The 16,237-nt window shown below is 37.7% G+C and carries 12 protein-coding genes; 2 read left to right on the top strand and 10 right to left on the bottom strand.

Going from position 1 to position 16,237, the window contains the following annotated elements:
- Positions 1–7: 7 nt before the first annotated feature.
- The 10 genes from CDC37_RS16925 to CDC37_RS16970 form a co-directional block, all read right to left on the bottom strand.
- Positions 8–1,177 carry a glycosyltransferase family 4 protein gene (locus CDC37_RS16925; protein WP_096623406.1) on the bottom strand — a complete coding sequence of 390 codons (1,170 nt, stop codon included), beginning with the start codon at positions 1,175–1,177 and terminating at the stop codon, positions 8–10.
- Between the two features lie 140 nt (positions 1,178–1,317).
- Entirely contained in the window at positions 1,318–2,598 is a 1,281-nt protein-coding gene (locus tag CDC37_RS16930; protein WP_096623408.1) for a glycosyltransferase family 4 protein, read from the bottom strand.
- 6 nt (positions 2,599–2,604) lie between these two features.
- Positions 2,605–3,720: a glycosyltransferase family 4 protein gene (locus CDC37_RS16935; RefSeq protein ID WP_096623410.1), complete on the bottom strand. Its 1,116-nt coding sequence runs from the start codon at positions 3,718–3,720 to the stop codon at positions 2,605–2,607.
- 230 nt (positions 3,721–3,950) lie between these two features.
- On the bottom strand, positions 3,951–5,213 hold the full coding sequence (locus CDC37_RS16940; RefSeq protein ID WP_096623412.1) for a glycosyltransferase family 4 protein: 1,263 nt from the start codon (positions 5,211–5,213) through the stop codon (positions 3,951–3,953).
- Between the two features lie 57 nt (positions 5,214–5,270).
- A complete protein-coding gene (locus CDC37_RS16945; RefSeq protein ID WP_096623414.1) occupies positions 5,271–6,236 on the bottom strand; it encodes a glycosyltransferase family 2 protein in 966 nt (321 codons plus the stop codon).
- 197 nt (positions 6,237–6,433) lie between these two features.
- Complete coding sequence (locus tag CDC37_RS16950) at positions 6,434–7,345, bottom strand: glycosyltransferase (protein ID WP_096623416.1); 912 nt, start codon at positions 7,343–7,345, stop codon at positions 6,434–6,436.
- Positions 7,346–7,394: 49 nt separating this feature from the next.
- Positions 7,395–8,636, bottom strand: a complete 1,242-nt coding sequence (locus CDC37_RS16955) for a glycosyltransferase (RefSeq protein WP_096623418.1) — start codon at positions 8,634–8,636, stop codon at positions 7,395–7,397.
- Between the two features lie 231 nt (positions 8,637–8,867).
- On the bottom strand, positions 8,868–10,370 hold the full coding sequence (locus CDC37_RS16960) for a lipopolysaccharide biosynthesis protein (RefSeq protein WP_096623420.1): 1,503 nt from the start codon (positions 10,368–10,370) through the stop codon (positions 8,868–8,870).
- A 316-nt stretch (positions 10,371–10,686) separates the two neighbouring features.
- Entirely contained in the window at positions 10,687–11,325 is a 639-nt protein-coding gene (locus CDC37_RS16965; RefSeq protein ID WP_096623422.1) for a class I SAM-dependent methyltransferase, read from the bottom strand.
- 413 nt (positions 11,326–11,738) lie between these two features.
- Positions 11,739–12,554 carry a WecB/TagA/CpsF family glycosyltransferase gene (locus CDC37_RS16970; protein ID WP_096623424.1) on the bottom strand — a complete coding sequence of 272 codons (816 nt, stop codon included), beginning with the start codon at positions 12,552–12,554 and terminating at the stop codon, positions 11,739–11,741.
- Between the two features lie 1,408 nt (positions 12,555–13,962).
- On the opposite strand from CDC37_RS16970, the gene CDC37_RS16975 reads away from it, so the two are divergent.
- Together CDC37_RS16975 and CDC37_RS16980 are read left to right on the top strand one after the other, a co-directional pair.
- Positions 13,963–14,745 (top strand): HAD family hydrolase, encoded by a 783-nt coding sequence (locus CDC37_RS16975; protein ID WP_442861043.1) that lies wholly within the window; start codon positions 13,963–13,965, stop codon positions 14,743–14,745.
- A gap of 294 nt (positions 14,746–15,039) precedes the next feature.
- Positions 15,040–16,227, top strand: a complete 1,188-nt coding sequence (locus CDC37_RS16980; RefSeq protein WP_096623428.1) for a DNA double-strand break repair nuclease NurA — start codon at positions 15,040–15,042, stop codon at positions 16,225–16,227.
- The last annotated feature ends 10 nt before the right edge of the window (positions 16,228–16,237 follow it).

Below are 16,237 nucleotides of genomic sequence, written 5' to 3' on the forward strand. Positions count from 1 at the left end.
AATAAGATTAATAGTTGTTTAAATTACATACCTGAGCGTATATATCCATCAATAAATGATAATTTTGAGTAGCTGTATACTTGTGTTCAAATTCTTTTCTGACGGTGTGACGCATTTGAATTACTTGAGTGGGATTGGTCAGGAAATACTCAACTTTTTTAGTGAGGTCTAGAGAATCACCCGCTTGAAACAGTAATCCCGTTTTACCGTGGGTGACAAGTTCAGCGATCGCACCGATATTTGCAGCAATCACTGGTGTCCCTTTGGAAAAAGCTTCGATGGCAACTCTGCCGAAAGTCTCGTACCATTGGGATGGGAATACTAGGAATTTGGCTTCTCCCATCAAGGTATGTACGGTTTCGATGGGTTTGCGTCCTAACCATTCGATGGATTTTTGCTGGTTTGCTGCTTGTTGGACTTGACTGGCTAGGGGTCCATCACCAATAATTTTTAGGGGTATGCGATCGCTGAGGTTCTTCCAAGCTGTCAGTAGGGTGTCTATACCTTTTTCCGGTGATAATCTGCCAACAAATAGAGCATAATTACCACTTCCTGCACCCAGACCAGAATCTTCGATAAAGTTGGGTTTGACAACGATTTTTTCAGCAGGAAGACCACCTGTAATGAATTTCTGACGTGCAAATTCGGTTAACACAATATAGGTATTAACTTTCTGTTTCCATGTTTGCAATGCATGATGTATTGAAAGCATGGTAGCTACGCATCCACTCGCGATTTTACTATCCCGATAGCAACCATTAATTATTCCGGGATAGGGAATTTTTTTCCCCAGACACTCTTCGCAAACACGACCTTGACGGAAAAATAGAGCATTGGGACATAGTAAACGATAGTTGTGTAATGTCTGAACTATTGGTATACCTTCAGCTTGAATTGCATAATAAATTGAAGGAGAAATCAAGGGGAAAAAATTATGGATATGAACTACATCATATTTTTGTTTTTTGAGATAATTTTTTACTGTTTGGTATGCTTGTTTTGACCAGATTGTTTTTTGAATTTTTTGCAAATTAGTTAAATTATGGATTTGCCAGTTATCTTCTATATAAACATCTACTTGATGCCCCATTTTTCCGAGTAAGTTAACTTCAGCTTGATGACATTCATCCTCCCCTCCTCGAATTTGATAGCGATTGTGAATACTGAGAATATTCATGATTAATATTTTTTGTTTTTTGACTGAAATAGTTATCAAAAAAAGAAATCGAGTTTTGAGAAATAGTATCTATGGCTAAAGTAAATAAATTTATCGACAAAACCCGACTTCTAGCTTCACTTCACAGAAAATTTAATTTTTTACTTTGTATTCTGTATTCTACATCCTGTATTCTCTAACTGCATTTTTTGATGATATTGTTCAACAATTTGTTGATAAAGCCGGGCTAAATTTCTACCCATTTTTTCCTGGTCAAATAACTCTCGAACTCGATTTTTAGCGGCTTGACCCATTTCTAATCTCAACTGGGGTTCATATCCTAAACGAGTGATTGCTACTGCTAAGTCCTGTACTGTTTGTTCTGGAGTATTTGCTATGATTTTAAAACCAGTTTCTGATGTCACTTGCACACCTGGTCCTCCTAAATCTAAACATATGACTGGACGACCTGCTGCCATTGCTTCTAAACATACCCAACCACCAGAATCATGCAAACTGGGATGAATTAAAGCAATACATTCCTTCAGTTTTTCTAAAGATTGGGAACGGGGTAATCGACCCCAAAATTTCACTTTTGTTCTCACTCCTAATTCAATTGCTAATTTTTCTAATCTTTGTCTCTCTGGTCCATCACCTAAAATCCAATATTCACTATTGGGTAGATTAGCTGTCGCAAAAGCGCGTATTCCTAAATGAAAGCCTTTCCAATGTAGTAGTCTACCCATACTCATAAATTTTGTCACCCGTTCATTAGGGATTGGATACTTACCTAAACTAATAATTTCCTGCTTTGGTAAACCTGATTCACTAATTACTTGAATATTCTTTACCCCCAGATACTGAAGACGTTTTGCTGTATCTTCAGTCGTCGCACGAACTAAACAACTTTTTGTGGCAGTAATTTTTACAAAGGGGTCAATTTCTCCCAACCAACGCATGAAATTTCGACTTATTTCATATACCTTAGCCCTCAAACTAAAATCCTGCCAAAATGCTTTTGGTGCGGATTCACCACCTCCCACTGGACCCCAAATAAAGGGTATGGGTAAAAGGGAGAGAAAACTGGGATTAGAGTATTTGACAAAGGTGACATGGTGGGTTAAATCAAAGTGAAGGTGTTGGTGTAATTTGCGAGCAACAAAATAGGCTTGAATTTGCCAGAGATAATAATGGATTTGAATTGCCCCCGATTGCCCCCAGCGTAAACTATTCTGCCAAAATGGTAGGGTAAAGTAAACAAAATTTAAATTGGGAATTGGATGACGTGCTAATTCAGCTTCAATGATTGCTTTACTTTCATCTGGTCTAGTTAATACCCAAACTTGATGATATTTTGCAACTTCTTTAGCAACGTTCCAACCAACACCTGGTTCTGAACCACGACCAGGTTCACAGGAATAAGCAGAAATAAGTATTTTCATATCACATCACACCTGATTCATGATAACTTTTTCGTAGGTAAAAGCTATTTTTTCAGCAATAAATTCCCAGTGAAAATTTTTGACTCTAGATAAACTTTCTGTCACTAATTTGCGATAATATATTTGGTCATGGTGTAAGGAGAAAATGGCTGATGCAATTTCTTCCGGATTAGTTGGATTTACTAGTATACCTGCATTTCCGACTACTTCTGGCATTGCGGAGGTATTGGAGGTAATTACGGGTGTTCCGCAAGCCATTGCTTCAATTAATGTAATGCCAAAACCTTCGTGTAACGATGGTGCTAATAAAATATCGGCTGCATTATACAATTTGAGCAGAAGGGCTTTATTTGGTTGTCCTAGATAATGAATATTATCCTCTAGTTTGTGGTTGGAAATAAATTGTTTTTGCACTTCTGTAAAATCAGAACCGACTTTCCAAAATTTATATAGTAATCCTTGGGATTTCACTATTTTTAGTGCTTGTAAAATGGTGGAAAGATTTTTACGTGGATGATTACTACCAACATTTAATAAACAAAGGGTTTCTGGAGAAATTCCCTGTTGTTGACGAAAAGCATGAATTTCTGTCACCGATAATTGGCGAAAAATCGGATCGACGGTGTTGGGAATGACGGTAATTTGCTGTGGTTGAATGTTTAAAATATTTACTGCATCTTTGGCTGTCACTTGGGAAACGGTAATAATATGGTTAGCATTGCGCATAGATTTGACTGAGTTCATCCACATAATGTCACTAAGTATTGGCACTTTCAAAGAACTTTGGAGATTCTCACGATAGAAAAAGTTAATTAAATCATGACAAGTAACAATAACTGGCTTCCCTGTTTTTTTTAACCAATTAACTATGTGTCCTTCGCTATGGTCAATAACATGAAAGATATCGGCAGAATGCTGTCTAACTGTTTGGGGAAAATGCCAAAATCGTTCATAAAATTTCCTTCCTCGTACCCATAAAGACGAATTATTACAATCAAAGGGATAGGGTGCTAATTCAATAATTTCCCAATCTGGCCTCACTGTTTTTAAAGCCAAGATAATACTGTCTGCATACACATCCATGCTGAAGTTAGGAATTGTCCGGGTGATAGCTATTCGCATTGTTTGAGAAGACAAAAACTGATGGTGGAAAATTGAAAGTATGTTGCGTCAAGACGTAGAGATGCTAAAAATTATTCATGTGTAATGGTCATACTAGTTTGTTGTGCATTTAAGTTGCATCTTCACTACTTTTAATGGATAACTGTTAACAGTAGATCAAGTAGTTAGGTGATTTGTGTGAGTTTTAGATGACTGGACTTGATATCATTGACTGATGTAGTAGCGGGAAGTTAATCTAGGAGAATATTTTTGGTTGATGTTGGGTAATTCCAGTTAGTATCACTTCTGTTCGGTTTTTGTTTTTGGCAATTAATTTTACTAACTATTTCCTTAAATGCACTGACTTCACAGTTGAGGTCTTGCTGAGAAAAAACAGTTTGCGCATGTTGAGCATAAAGTTGACGAGTGTGTTGGTTAGTCATTTCTAAAATGCTTGCTGTGAGTTGATTTACTTGACCACTGGGATAAACCAGACCGTTATAACGATGCTGAACTGTATCACTGTAACCCCAATTTCCACAGCGATCGCTTAATATAATTGGACAACCAGCAGCCATTGCTTCCGATATCACTAGGGGATGGGGGTCGATTTTAGAAGTAGAAATAAATACATCCAAAGCTGCGTAGTAGAGGGGTAATTTACTCTGGTTGATAAAACCGATATTAATAACCTCCTGATTCATGGTTGCAAGTCGCTGATTGATTTGTGGTTCTAATTCCCCTCCCCCAATCATGATTCCCCGAACCCGTGGATCGATTTTGTGTGCTTGTGCGATCGCGTCGATAAATTCCCAAGGGTTTTTACGTTCAATGTATTTCCCCGCAAAACCGTAGAGAATTGTTTCCCCATCCCAACTCAGTTGTTGACGAATTTTGGCTATTTCAGCTTGATTTTGATTAATGGTCTGCTCAAAGCGATCGCGATCAACGGGATAACAACCACGGACTATTTTGTCTTGACTGACACCGTAATGACGCAGATATATTTCGTTATGGTCTCCACTGGAAATCCAATGGTCAACTAAACCATACATCCACGGGTACAATGCACATACTACTAGTTTACGTAACCGACTGAATTCACTATCGGTAATAATTGTGGCATCGTTTTGCATGATTACAGGAATACCTCGCAGTTTACACAGTAAAACGGCTAAACGATAGGAGTAGGTATAAAAGCTGGATATAAACACCGCATCAAAGTTTTTCGGGTGTAACCAAGCAAATAATTCTGGGTTGAATAATTCTCGCTTGATTGTGGTAGTGATATTTCCAGTGATATCTTTTAAAAATTTATACTCATAATTACTCAGTAAATCCACGTCCCAGGGTTGATGACTTCCTAATAAGCGATCGCCTCCAACTTGATTTTCATTGCAAAGATACAATGCGGTGACGGAAATGTTCGGTTCTTGATTGAGTTTTTGCCACAATGGAGCATGATGTTGGGTGGGGTGAGTAAAGACAATTCCGAGACGAAATTTTTGATTCATGGATTTTTTGGTGGTTGAATTTTAATGATTTAAATTAGTTTATTTTGAATTTATTCATCATTTTTTACCAAATATTCTGAATTTGTAGTAATAGTATTTAGCGATAAAGTTGATTTTAAATTTTTCTAACCAGGAACAGGAAACTAGGTAATTATGAATAGCTTGAAGATTCTCCCGATTATTCTCACCATCAATCCAATGATAGGCAATTCCTAATGCTACCATTTTATTCGCAAATTTCCGAAATTCTGGGAATTTATCTTGAATCCAAATACCTGTATAAATAAACTTTCTCCCCTTCAAGTATTCCCTGTCTGTTCTCAAAGTTGCCGCATTATTATTATGGATTTTTTGTAATGTTAACTCATCTTGGAGTATTACCCCTTTACTCAGTCCTAATGCCATAAATTTTAGATAATAGTCGGTACTTTTAATAATTTCTGATGTTGGCATTGGCAGAATATTTTCTAATAACGAACGCCGAAAACAAAGAGCAGAAGAAGGGGGTATACTAGGAGGTATTTTTCCAGCCTTGATGAGATTTCTAAAGTCACATTCTTTGGTAAAATACTTTTCTGTCACACTCCATTTTAAGGGCTGGTTATTGATATCTATCAATTGCACACTGTGGAAACACCAACCTATTTCTTGAGAGTAATTAAAAACTTCCACAATCTTGGCAATTTTATCTCTGACAAATAAATCATCCGAGTCCAAAAAACAAATTATTTCCCCTCGACTGACTGCAAAACCTGTATTATAAACTGATGGTTGTCCACCATTTTGTTTAAATACGGGAATTATCCGACTTCCATATTGATTGATTATATCTCTGGATTTATCATTTGAACCATCATCAATCACAATAATTTCCAGATTCCCATAGGTCTGATTGATAACACTTTCAATTGCATCACCAACAAATTGCTCGTAGTTATAGTTACCAATTATTACACTGACTAAGGGGTGTTGAAAAACAGATAAGCCGTTTCGAGAATTATCTAGCTGAGAAATGGATGTCATGGTCAAATTAATTCATTAATTAGAGGTCTGATTGCTGAATAGATTAACCTGGATTTATTACGAGTAAGTTGTAAGCCTTGAGTAACGGATTGATTTTCCTTCTACAGACTATCCCTGTGAGGTTTAAGGTTTAGTATCTAACAAGGGGTTCTCAAAGGTGCAGAGTAATCGAAAATCAAAAATCCAAAATAGTACAACTATCCCCTTTGGGTATCAGCACCTAAATAGAGACGAATTTTTTCGATAATTACTATATATCTGGCAAAAAACATCACGCGAATAAACTTGATTTTTTCCGAAATAGTTCGCAAATTTTCATTAGTCCAAGCACGATATAAACTTCTCAAGGGGGGTTTAAAGGTCCCTAATAAATCTACCATAATATCGACTAATGATGGATTATTATTCATCATCCTATCAAAGCTTCCTCCAACTAAACGACTAATTCGTTTACGTAGCTGGGAAAAAGAGTGTCGTGCTGGATGAAAAACATAGGCATTTTCTGCATAAACCTGTTGAAAACCCGCTTGATATACCCTTTCTCCCCATTCGTGATCGCCTCCTGATTTCAGAGTACTATCAAAGTCACCTACTTGTTCGATTACATGTTTAAATGTAAATAGGTTTGCCGTCATTCCAAAGTGATATTTTTGTAGTTTTTCTCGTTGAAAGAAATTCAACTCAATCTTTTCAAATAGTTCTACTGCTGTTAGTCGTTGCGGGTTTTTAAAAAATAGCTTAATTTCACCTGCTACTAATCCACAATTGGGAGTATTTAATAGTTTTTCTACACCATTTTCTAGCCAGTTTTCCCCAGGAATACAATCAGCATCGGTAAAGGCAATGATTTCCCCTTTTGCGAGGGATATACCTTTATTTCTTGCTGCGTAGGAACCTGGTTGACTTTCATAGGTTAATTTTACCTGCGCAAATTGATTCACAACACTTTCTACGTCTTGAGTTGACCCATTGTCAATGACGATGATTTCGGATAATTCCTGGGGATAGGTTTGTCTTTGTAGTGCTTCTAAGCAAATTTGCAAATGTTCATTATCGTTAAACACGGGAATAATAACGGACACAAATTGACGGTGATTGTAGTAATTCATAGCTAAATTCTCATGATTGTATAAATCTAGTTATTTTCATCAGAAGATATTAGAGTTTTTCATAGATATCAACTAATTCCTGATTGAGAAGAATCTGATTATGATTTTCTTCAATAAATTTTCGTCCAGCATGACCTATCTTTTCCCAAACTTGAGGATTTTCAATTAAATATTTGATTTTTTGACTCAAGCCTTCTACATCTTTTTCTGGTACTAAAAAGCCAGTCACTCCATCTTTCACTAATTCGGGGATACCACTATGTAAAGTACTAACTACAGGAATTCCCATTGCCATTGCTTCCATTAACACTACTGGAATACCTTCTTGATCACCTTCTCTACTTGTGATGCTTGGAGCGATTAAAATCTGACTTTGGTTCAGAATTTCGCGAATTTCGCTCTGCTCTTTCCAACCTAATAGCTCAATCTTGTCTACAATATTTAGTTCCTGAATCAGTACTTGCAAACTTTCTTTTAAGCAGCCATCACCAATTATTTTGTAGCAGATTTTAGGATGGGTTGAAGCTAACTGAGCAACTGCGCGAATACCGTATTCTACACCTTTTTTTTCCACTAAACGGGCAATTGTCAGAATTTGAATGGGTTGAGAATGGTGATATTGACGAGGGGTAAAAGTGAATTTTTCACAGTTTACTCCCATGCGATGTACTCTAATTTTATCCTGTTTACATCCTAACTCAATTAGTTGATTTTGCCAATGTTTACTAATGGGTAAAAATAAGTCTCCTTGCGCGAATAATTGCTGATAGACGGTAGCACCATATTTACTAATATATTTAGTTATATCATAGCCATGAAAAGATGTAATTAATTTACCTGTGATTAAGCCCATTCTTTTCAAAGCTAGACCTTTAATTCCATTAGGACCAAAATGACAGTGGATAATATCATAATTTTGTGGGAATATATTAGTGAAAAATGGACTAGCCAAGTAGGGTAGGAACCAAATTGGTAAGCCATTGGTTTTGAGAGCAGAAATATTTCGATAAAGCTGATTGAGAACATGGGGAGATTTGCAGATACCTTGAAGCAAAAGATGTAAACTTTTACATAAGGTGACTGGATGGTGTTGACTAGGTTGGGGAAAATAGCTAGTACGTAATAATAAATTATATTTGTTTACATCGTCATGTATTGTCATTTCCTGAGATGGATTCGCATATATATCCACGTCATACCCATAGGCAATTAAAGCAGTAATTTGATTTAAAATAAAAGTCTGGGATAGGACGGGAAAGTTATCGACGATAAAGGCTATTCTTTTTTTCATGATTGTGTTGCCTATAGGGAATAGGGAATAGGGAATAGAGAGTAGGGATAAGTTATTTTCTTTCTTGTTTGTCTATGTCTAAAACAATATGGTGGACTGACTTGTAAATAGGGTATAGGAAGTACATGTAATATCGATTATTTTGTACTTTGCAATAAATGAAACAAGAATAATCAATGGTTATAGCCTCTGATATATAGCAAGCATTAGCATAAACGATGTAAGTTATTCCTACTTTGCTTTGAATTTTCCTAATAACTGAAGGTACATACTACTGTGATTAAACACATAAAACATGAATAATAAATAGACAACTGTCATCACACAGCAATAAATAATTAAGGCAATCCCCATTGGTAAATAAACGCCGATTATGGTTTTTAAAAACAATACAGTTGCACCGGCAACTATACACGCAGTCAATATTTCTCGCACTGTTTTTATCACATCAAATACGGTAATTGATGTACCACGTGTAGCAAAATAAATGCAGGGGAAAACCTGTAACAGCATGACTATTCCATAGGATAAAGCAACCCCATAGGCTTGATATGGTAAACCAATTAGGAAAGATATCACCACCAAACTGGAATAAAATACCCCCCATTTCAACATGCGATCGCTTTTTCCCCTGCTAATATACAACCAACCCGTCGTATTACAAATTGGCTGAAATAAAGCCGAAATACTCAAAATCCGAAACAACTTAATCGCATCACCCCACTGAGAACCTAAAATCGTTCCAATCAACTCTTCCGATACCACAATCATCAAAGTCGTAATCGGCATAGTTAAAAATGCGATCGCAGATAAAGCTTTGAGATAATAGTCACGAAATTTATCTGGTTCGTTTTGTAACCTACTTAAACTGGGAATCGCCACATTCGTAATCGGTACATTGATTTGATTCAAGGGTAAAAGTAGTAATTGATATGCTTTAGCATACTGTCCCAATTGTTGCGCACCCCAATATCTCCCAATCAGGATGTTATCTAAATGACGGGCAAAGTAATTCACGATACTAAAACCCGTTAAGTGTCCGCCAAACACCAGCAGAGAACGCACTCCGACTCGACGTGTAGGTAAACCAGGTCGCCATTGACAAGTAATCCACACACCGATAGTATTAACTGTGGCGTTAACTAGGGGCATAATCACCAATGCCCAATAACCCCATCCATACCAAGCAGCAACAATTGCACAGATAATCCCCAGTAGGTTTGAGCAGACATCATTAACCATCAGTACTCGATACTGCATTTGGCGATTCAGTAAAGCCGAGTGCTGAATCCCCAGACCACTGATAATAAAACCAGCAGCTAAAGCCAAGGTAATTGCCATTAAACGGGGTTCTTGATAAAAAGAACTAATTAGCGGTGCGATCGCAATTGAGATGATGGCTGTAACTCCACTCAGTCCCAGATTCACCCAAAATAGGGTACTGACTTGTTGATGATTAATCTCATCCTTTTGGATAGTTGCCATTGATAGACCTAGGTCTTTAAATAGGGTGACAAAGCCTGTTACTGCCGTCACCATCCCCACTAAACCGTAATCCTGGGGTGTGAGTAATCGTCCTAACAGCATATTTGAACCAAGAGTCAAACTGAATTTCAGTATTTGTGCAAGCATGGTGATTGCACCACCTCTGACTGAGCGACTTTTTAAATCTGCTTTCAGATGGTCAGTGGTGAAATACTGTTCATGTTTGATTTGAGGGGAAAGATTTTTCATGAACTCCTAGCTTGTAAATAGAGTTAGTAGGGAGTGGGGAGCAGGAATGATTTTTTCATGGTTTGGTTATTGACAAGTGTTCATGGAAAATTACTGATAAAAGAGGTAATAAGTGATAAAAATTATATTCCTTATTTACCAGTATAACCAATCATAAATATTTCCAATTTTTCAATATTTAATTAATGATTCTGCTCCGTAATTCCTAATTCAAAATCCATAGACGCGCTGGCGAAAGCCATGCCTATAGGCTAGCGGAGCGACCGAAGGATAATCCAAAATCCAAAATCCAAAATCCAAAATCTAAAATCTTCCCTTACTTTTTATCGGCAATAATTAAATAACTACCGTAAATATGTAGCCAGGGGAAATAATAACCTAAATAACGTGTCACTTTTCCACTCCCGTAGACTTTCACTGAAGTAAACCCCATCATTTTTAACTTCCAACGTAAAGCATGGGGAAAATGTTGGGACATGTGGGAACTCTCATCTAAAACACTTTCTCCACGGATTCTTTTTTTGATATCTAAAGGATTCGGAGTGATAATTAATAGTCTACCACCAACTTTTAAAACTCGAAATATTTCAGTGAGTGTTTTATCCACATCAATAGGATAAATATGTTCAATAAATTCACCCACTACTACTGCATCAAAGGTTTTATCCTCACAAAAAATATGGGTTGAAAGGCTATAAATACATTGTTCATAAATATTTTGAGATAATCTTTCTAGCCTTTCTAATCTATCTTTGACTGAATCTAATCCAAATAACCTCAGTTGAGGATTCATTCTTTTTAATGTTTGACCTCCTCTCCCTGTATTACATCCGATTTCTAAAACGGTGGAAGTATGGGGTGGAAAAAATCGATAGAATTGTCGATAACGCTCCTCAACATAAGAGTCTGACTTGTTCTCTAGTGAAAATGAATTTGTTTTGGGAAAAGATAGCATATGTGAATCTGTTGAATGAATGATGTGCAATCAATTCGGTTTGATGCACTCCTCTTCTCGAACGCAACACATGACATCACAGATATCACAGGGTGACATATCCTGTAAGTCATTAAATCGGGAACACAAAATAGTTTCAGACAACTGGAGAAAGTGGATCGAGAGTAGGTAATAGGAAGTAGTCTTTATGTAACCATTACACCAGAATCTATAAAAATGATTTCTTCTGACTTCCTACTCACTATTTCCATATCATTTGAACACAACCAAACCATGTAAATAGCTCATTCCTACTCCCTCTGCATCAAGCGAGGAAAAAACCGTTTTCGTCGATTCTGGTGTACACTGTTCCTCATCAGAAGGCTAAACCTACATGACGACTATATATGTATAAAAAACCTAACGGGTCTTCTCTACTCTAATTTCCAACCGAGATAACGTTCACGAATCCGAAATGGTGTACTAAATAGCCGCGATGATAATAACTGCTTCAGCGCTAAAAAAATAAATGGGGGAATGGTTGTTGTGTAACGTTTCCAGAGTCTCCGGGGTTCTTGCAGCCAACGATACAACCACTCTAAACCTAAATCTCTAACCAATCGCGGTGCGCGTTTTTGAAATCCTGCATAGACGGGAAATGCTCCCCCTAAACCAATCATTACCGCTTGAACTCGACCTCGGTGTAATCCCATCCACTTCTCCTGTTTCGGACAACCAAGGGAAACTAACACCAAACCTGCACCACTGTCATTAATCTTCTTCACTAGTGCAGCGTCTTCTTCAATAGTGAGTGGACGGAATGGTAGCGGTTCCATTGCTGCTATTTTTAAATTAGGATATTCTTGCTCTAATCTTGTCCGCATTCGCGAGAGAATCTCTGTTTGTGAACCTAAAAAGAAGACACTCACACTCTTTTTTTGCGCGAGTTCACATACTCCCGCAAGTATATCTAATCCTGCAACCCGTTCTTGTTGATGACAACCCATAACTCGCATCATCCAGACTAAAGGCATTCCATCCGGTGTCACCATATCTGCCCTTTGTAACATCTGTCCGAAGTCCGGATACCAATGTGCTTCCATCAACATGTGTACGTTCGCAACACATACAATTCGACTGTCTCTAGCCTTAGCCCACGTTAAGATTGTTTCCATCTGCTGGTGAAAACCTAAAGCAGTAATCGGAAAATCAATCACCTTCGCAGTAGGTAGAGAATCTCCTCCTACCATAAAAAACTCCTTGTGTGTGATTAACAGTCAAGGTTAAATCCAGACTTTTTCTCAATTCTGGTGAATTTTCAAGTAATAACCCAAATCTAGGCAAAATCTAGAGATTTCATCTGGGAAACGCGAATTTATTACTTGAATCTCCCTTGTCAAGATTTGAGATGATGAAGATGTATTCTGTCTCTCCACTTCACAAGTTTCCCCATGATTGCGTCAAGCTTCGCTGATCGCTATTACTTGATACCCCCGACAAAGGAATGTCAGTTCATCTCAAAAATGTCAATTCTAGTTACATTGCCAATGAATATAAGTAAATTTAATTAAAGGGGAACATCAGAAAAAAATCCATTATGCAATTTAGAAATAGACAATTTTGAGCGATTTGTAATTGAGTTATTTCGACTGAAAGTCTGGTTTTAATTTACACGCGGAGATGCAATATTGTTCTAACAATGCCTCAATCAATTCCCTGATAAACACTAAAAGTAAGTGTATCTTTCAGAACCTATTGTGTGCATTGAAATTTATCAATTTCATGAAAACTTTATATTAGCTTCATCTTGGCTTCATATTTTAGCTAATTCGTTGGTTCAAAAGGATTGATAAATTGTAGATGCGAAACTCTTTTATTTCAAGGGTTTGAGCTTGGTTTGAGTTTGGCGTTCAGGTTTATTTTGGCTCGAAACAGCTTTATTTATCCTTCATAGAGTTGATCCATAGGGAAACACAGTTGCAGATGTTCAAGTAGGGTTTTGAACCCTATTTGGGCTGAAATTATATTTTGTAACCCACTCTTCTCTTAAATTCTTTCTGTGACTTTATAAGTTTTTTTGTGATTACTGATTCTGATATTAATATACACTTTAAAAAGTGGCACATCCAATATTGATTATTTACGGAATATGTATTTTTTAAGTTCAGAAAATACTGCGCAGATATTTTTTAGATTTTTTTGGTCATATTGAATACACTTTAAATAAATACAAAAAATTATACTCAGATGCTTTTGGAAGTATAAATAAGTATGTGTAAAATCATGGAAATGGGATTTATCTGTATTACTCGCAAGTTAAGGGTAAGTGTGAATTAATGGCTTAGTTTCCTTTCTATCCCCTGACTTGAAAGAGATTCGGGAGTGAGACAAAATAACTTTCATCCGTTTTGGTGTCAGCTTTACCTGTAGCCAACTCCCTCTTTGCGTTCTAGTACATATTCAGTAAAAAAGACTAATTTGAAGTAATAAATAGAACAGTGAATTGCTGGAGCCGATTATTCAAGTTAATTTCATTTCACGGGATAAAAAACCTGGCAATATTTAGGAATAATTTCAGGAATTTGGGTTTGGTGTTACTTATGTCGTGGTGAATAGGGTTTAATCTATAGAAGGATTTTGATATACTTATAAATAATCATGATGAATGCAAATCCAAACCTGTTAGCCTTAGATTTCGATGGTGTGATTTGTGATGGGTTGATAGAGTATTTCCAGGTAGCTTGGCGAACCTACCGAGATATTTGGCGATCGCAAGATTATGATCCTCCCCAGGGTTTAGCCCAGAGGTTTTATCCATTGCGAGCGGTGATTGAGACGGGTTGGGAAATGCCTGTATTGATCAGGGCTTTGATGTTGGGTATGGAGGATGGGGAAATTTTTGCCAATTGGGGGGATATTGTGGTGGAGATTTTGACCAAGGATAATCTCCAAGCGAAACAAATTGGCGCTCAATTGGATGGTTTGCGGGATAGGTGGATTGGGGAGGATTTAGATGGGTGGTTAGATTTACATCGTTTCTACCCGGGGATAGTTGACAAAATTCAGGCGATTTTGAATAGTGGGACAAAACTGTATATTATTACGACCAAAGAAGGGCGATTTGTTGAGCAGTTATTAGAGCGATCGCAAATTAATTTAGGGAGTGATTTTATTTTTGGCAAGGAAAATAAACGTCCCAAGTATGAGATATTGCGGGAGTTAATTAACATTCATAATTTGCAGACAGAGCAGGTTTGGTTTGTGGAAGATAGACTAAAGACTTTGGAGTTGGTTGCACAACAAGCCGATTTAGTGGGGTTGGGATTATATTTGGCAGACTGGGGTTATAATACCGAAACAGAACGTTTAGCAGCTAAAGCCAATCCCCGCATTCGTCTAATTAACCTGTCCCAATTTGCTGGAGATTTTAGTCAATGGTAGGGACGACCCGTCATCTCTACAGGGGAGGTATAATAAACCTGATCTAATTTGAGGATTGTAGTTCGCAGTCGTGATGGTGAGATTGCTACTTTGCAATAAACTGCTGTGCGTCTGCACTTACGACCCTACGGTCGATCGGCTACGCGTCTACGCAATGACATTTAAGGATTATTGTAGTTCTGAGTCACGATGATGATATTGCTTCCTGACGTCGCCATCATAAATCATAAAGAGTCTATTTGTGAGTGTAGATAATTAAGGTTTAAATCCAAAATCCAAAATCCAAAATCCCTCATGCTAGATTTAACGAAACTGACGCGACAAATACAAGGATTGAGTCAACACCTGACAGAGGAAGCTGCTGCTAGTCGTCAACGGTTAGAATTGGCTCAAAAACATTTGCAAGTAGCAATCCAGCGTCAGGATGAGTTAGTTCAATTACAACAAAAATGGCGCGATCGCATTTTGTTTGCGAATGCGACACCGATGGAACCGTTGCATACCCAGGTGGAAATTCCAGCACCAAGTAAGATTAATACGGTAATTGCAACCGATGGTTCCCAGATAGCTCCGAATCACCACGAGATTGCCTATTGCTATTTAATTAATATTGGTCGGGTGGTATTACATTACGGACAAAATAAACATCCTCTATTGGATAGTTTACCGGAAGTGTTTTACCGAGCGGAAGATTTATACGTGTCGCGACAGTGGGGTATCCGTACCGAAGAATGGATGAGTTTTTGTCGCACTGCTAGCGAAGCAACCGTATTAGCCGAACTAGCTCACCAGGTGCGGTCTGGACAAATTGAATATGTACCTACCTTAGCAATGGTGGACGGTTCCCTAATTTACTGGTTTTTGGAACAATTACCCTTTGATGCCCGCGATCGCATTTTACCACCAATTTTACAGGCATGGGAACAACTCAAAACCGCCAAAATTCCCATCATGGGTTATTTAAGTGCTTCTCGAAATGTGGAAGCCATGAACTTTCTCCGCTTAACTGCTTGTTCCCATCCCGTTCCCGATTGTAGTAGTTTGTGTCCCAATCAAGCAGATAAGGTTCCCTGTAAACTATTTGAATCCCTGCGGGATACAACCCTCTGGGGAAGCCAACTCCAACCCGGACAACGGGGACCTCTATGGCGAAGTAATGCGCGTATTCTTGATTTATACCAAGGACAAGAGATATATTTCTGCTATGTACATGTGGGGACAGAAATTGCTAGAATTGAAATCCCCCGTTGGGTCGCAGAAGATAGTAAATTATTAGATGAAGCCCTGGGAGTGATGTTAGCCCAGGTACAAAAAGGATATGGTTATCCAGTTGCGATCGCAGAAGCCCATAATCAAGCAGTAGTCAAAGGGGGAGACAAAGCCAGATTCTTTGCTCTGCTGGAAAGACAAATGATTAAGGCTGGATTGCGCAACGTTGGTACATCATACAAAGAAGCACGCAAACGTGGTAGCATTGCGTAAGGAGTAGCAT

This window comes from Calothrix sp. NIES-3974, from assembly GCF_002368395.1.
In the GTDB taxonomy this organism is placed as follows: Bacteria; Cyanobacteriota; Cyanobacteriia; order Cyanobacteriales; family Nostocaceae; genus NIES-3974.

Excerpts from the sequence above, each read along its gene's own strand:
- CDC37_RS16960 (WP_096623420.1), bottom strand. The coding sequence starts at position 10,370 with ATGAAAAATCTTTCCCCTCAAATCAAACATGAACAGTATTTCACCACT.
- CDC37_RS16945 (WP_096623414.1), bottom strand. The coding sequence starts at position 6,236 with ATGACATCCATTTCTCAGCTAGATAATTCTCGAAACGGCTTATCTGTT.
- CDC37_RS16940 (WP_096623412.1), bottom strand. The coding sequence starts at position 5,213 with ATGAATCAAAAATTTCGTCTCGGAATTGTCTTTACTCACCCCACCCAA.
- CDC37_RS16955 (WP_096623418.1), bottom strand. The coding sequence starts at position 8,636 with ATGAAAAAAAGAATAGCCTTTATCGTCGATAACTTTCCCGTCCTATCC.
- CDC37_RS16930 (WP_096623408.1), bottom strand. The coding sequence starts at position 2,598 with ATGAAAATACTTATTTCTGCTTATTCCTGTGAACCTGGTCGTGGTTCA.
- CDC37_RS16950 (WP_096623416.1), bottom strand. The coding sequence starts at position 7,345 with ATGAATTACTACAATCACCGTCAATTTGTGTCCGTTATTATTCCCGTG.
- CDC37_RS16935 (WP_096623410.1), bottom strand. The coding sequence starts at position 3,720 with ATGCGAATAGCTATCACCCGGACAATTCCTAACTTCAGCATGGATGTG.
- CDC37_RS16925 (WP_096623406.1), bottom strand. The coding sequence starts at position 1,177 with ATGAATATTCTCAGTATTCACAATCGCTATCAAATTCGAGGAGGGGAG.
- CDC37_RS16965 (WP_096623422.1), bottom strand. The coding sequence starts at position 11,325 with ATGCTATCTTTTCCCAAAACAAATTCATTTTCACTAGAGAACAAGTCA.
- CDC37_RS16970 (WP_096623424.1), bottom strand. The coding sequence starts at position 12,554 with ATGGTAGGAGGAGATTCTCTACCTACTGCGAAGGTGATTGATTTTCCG.
- CDC37_RS16975 (WP_442861043.1), top strand. The coding sequence starts at position 13,963 with ATGATGAATGCAAATCCAAACCTGTTAGCCTTAGATTTCGATGGTGTG.
- CDC37_RS16980 (WP_096623428.1), top strand. The coding sequence starts at position 15,040 with ATGCTAGATTTAACGAAACTGACGCGACAAATACAAGGATTGAGTCAA.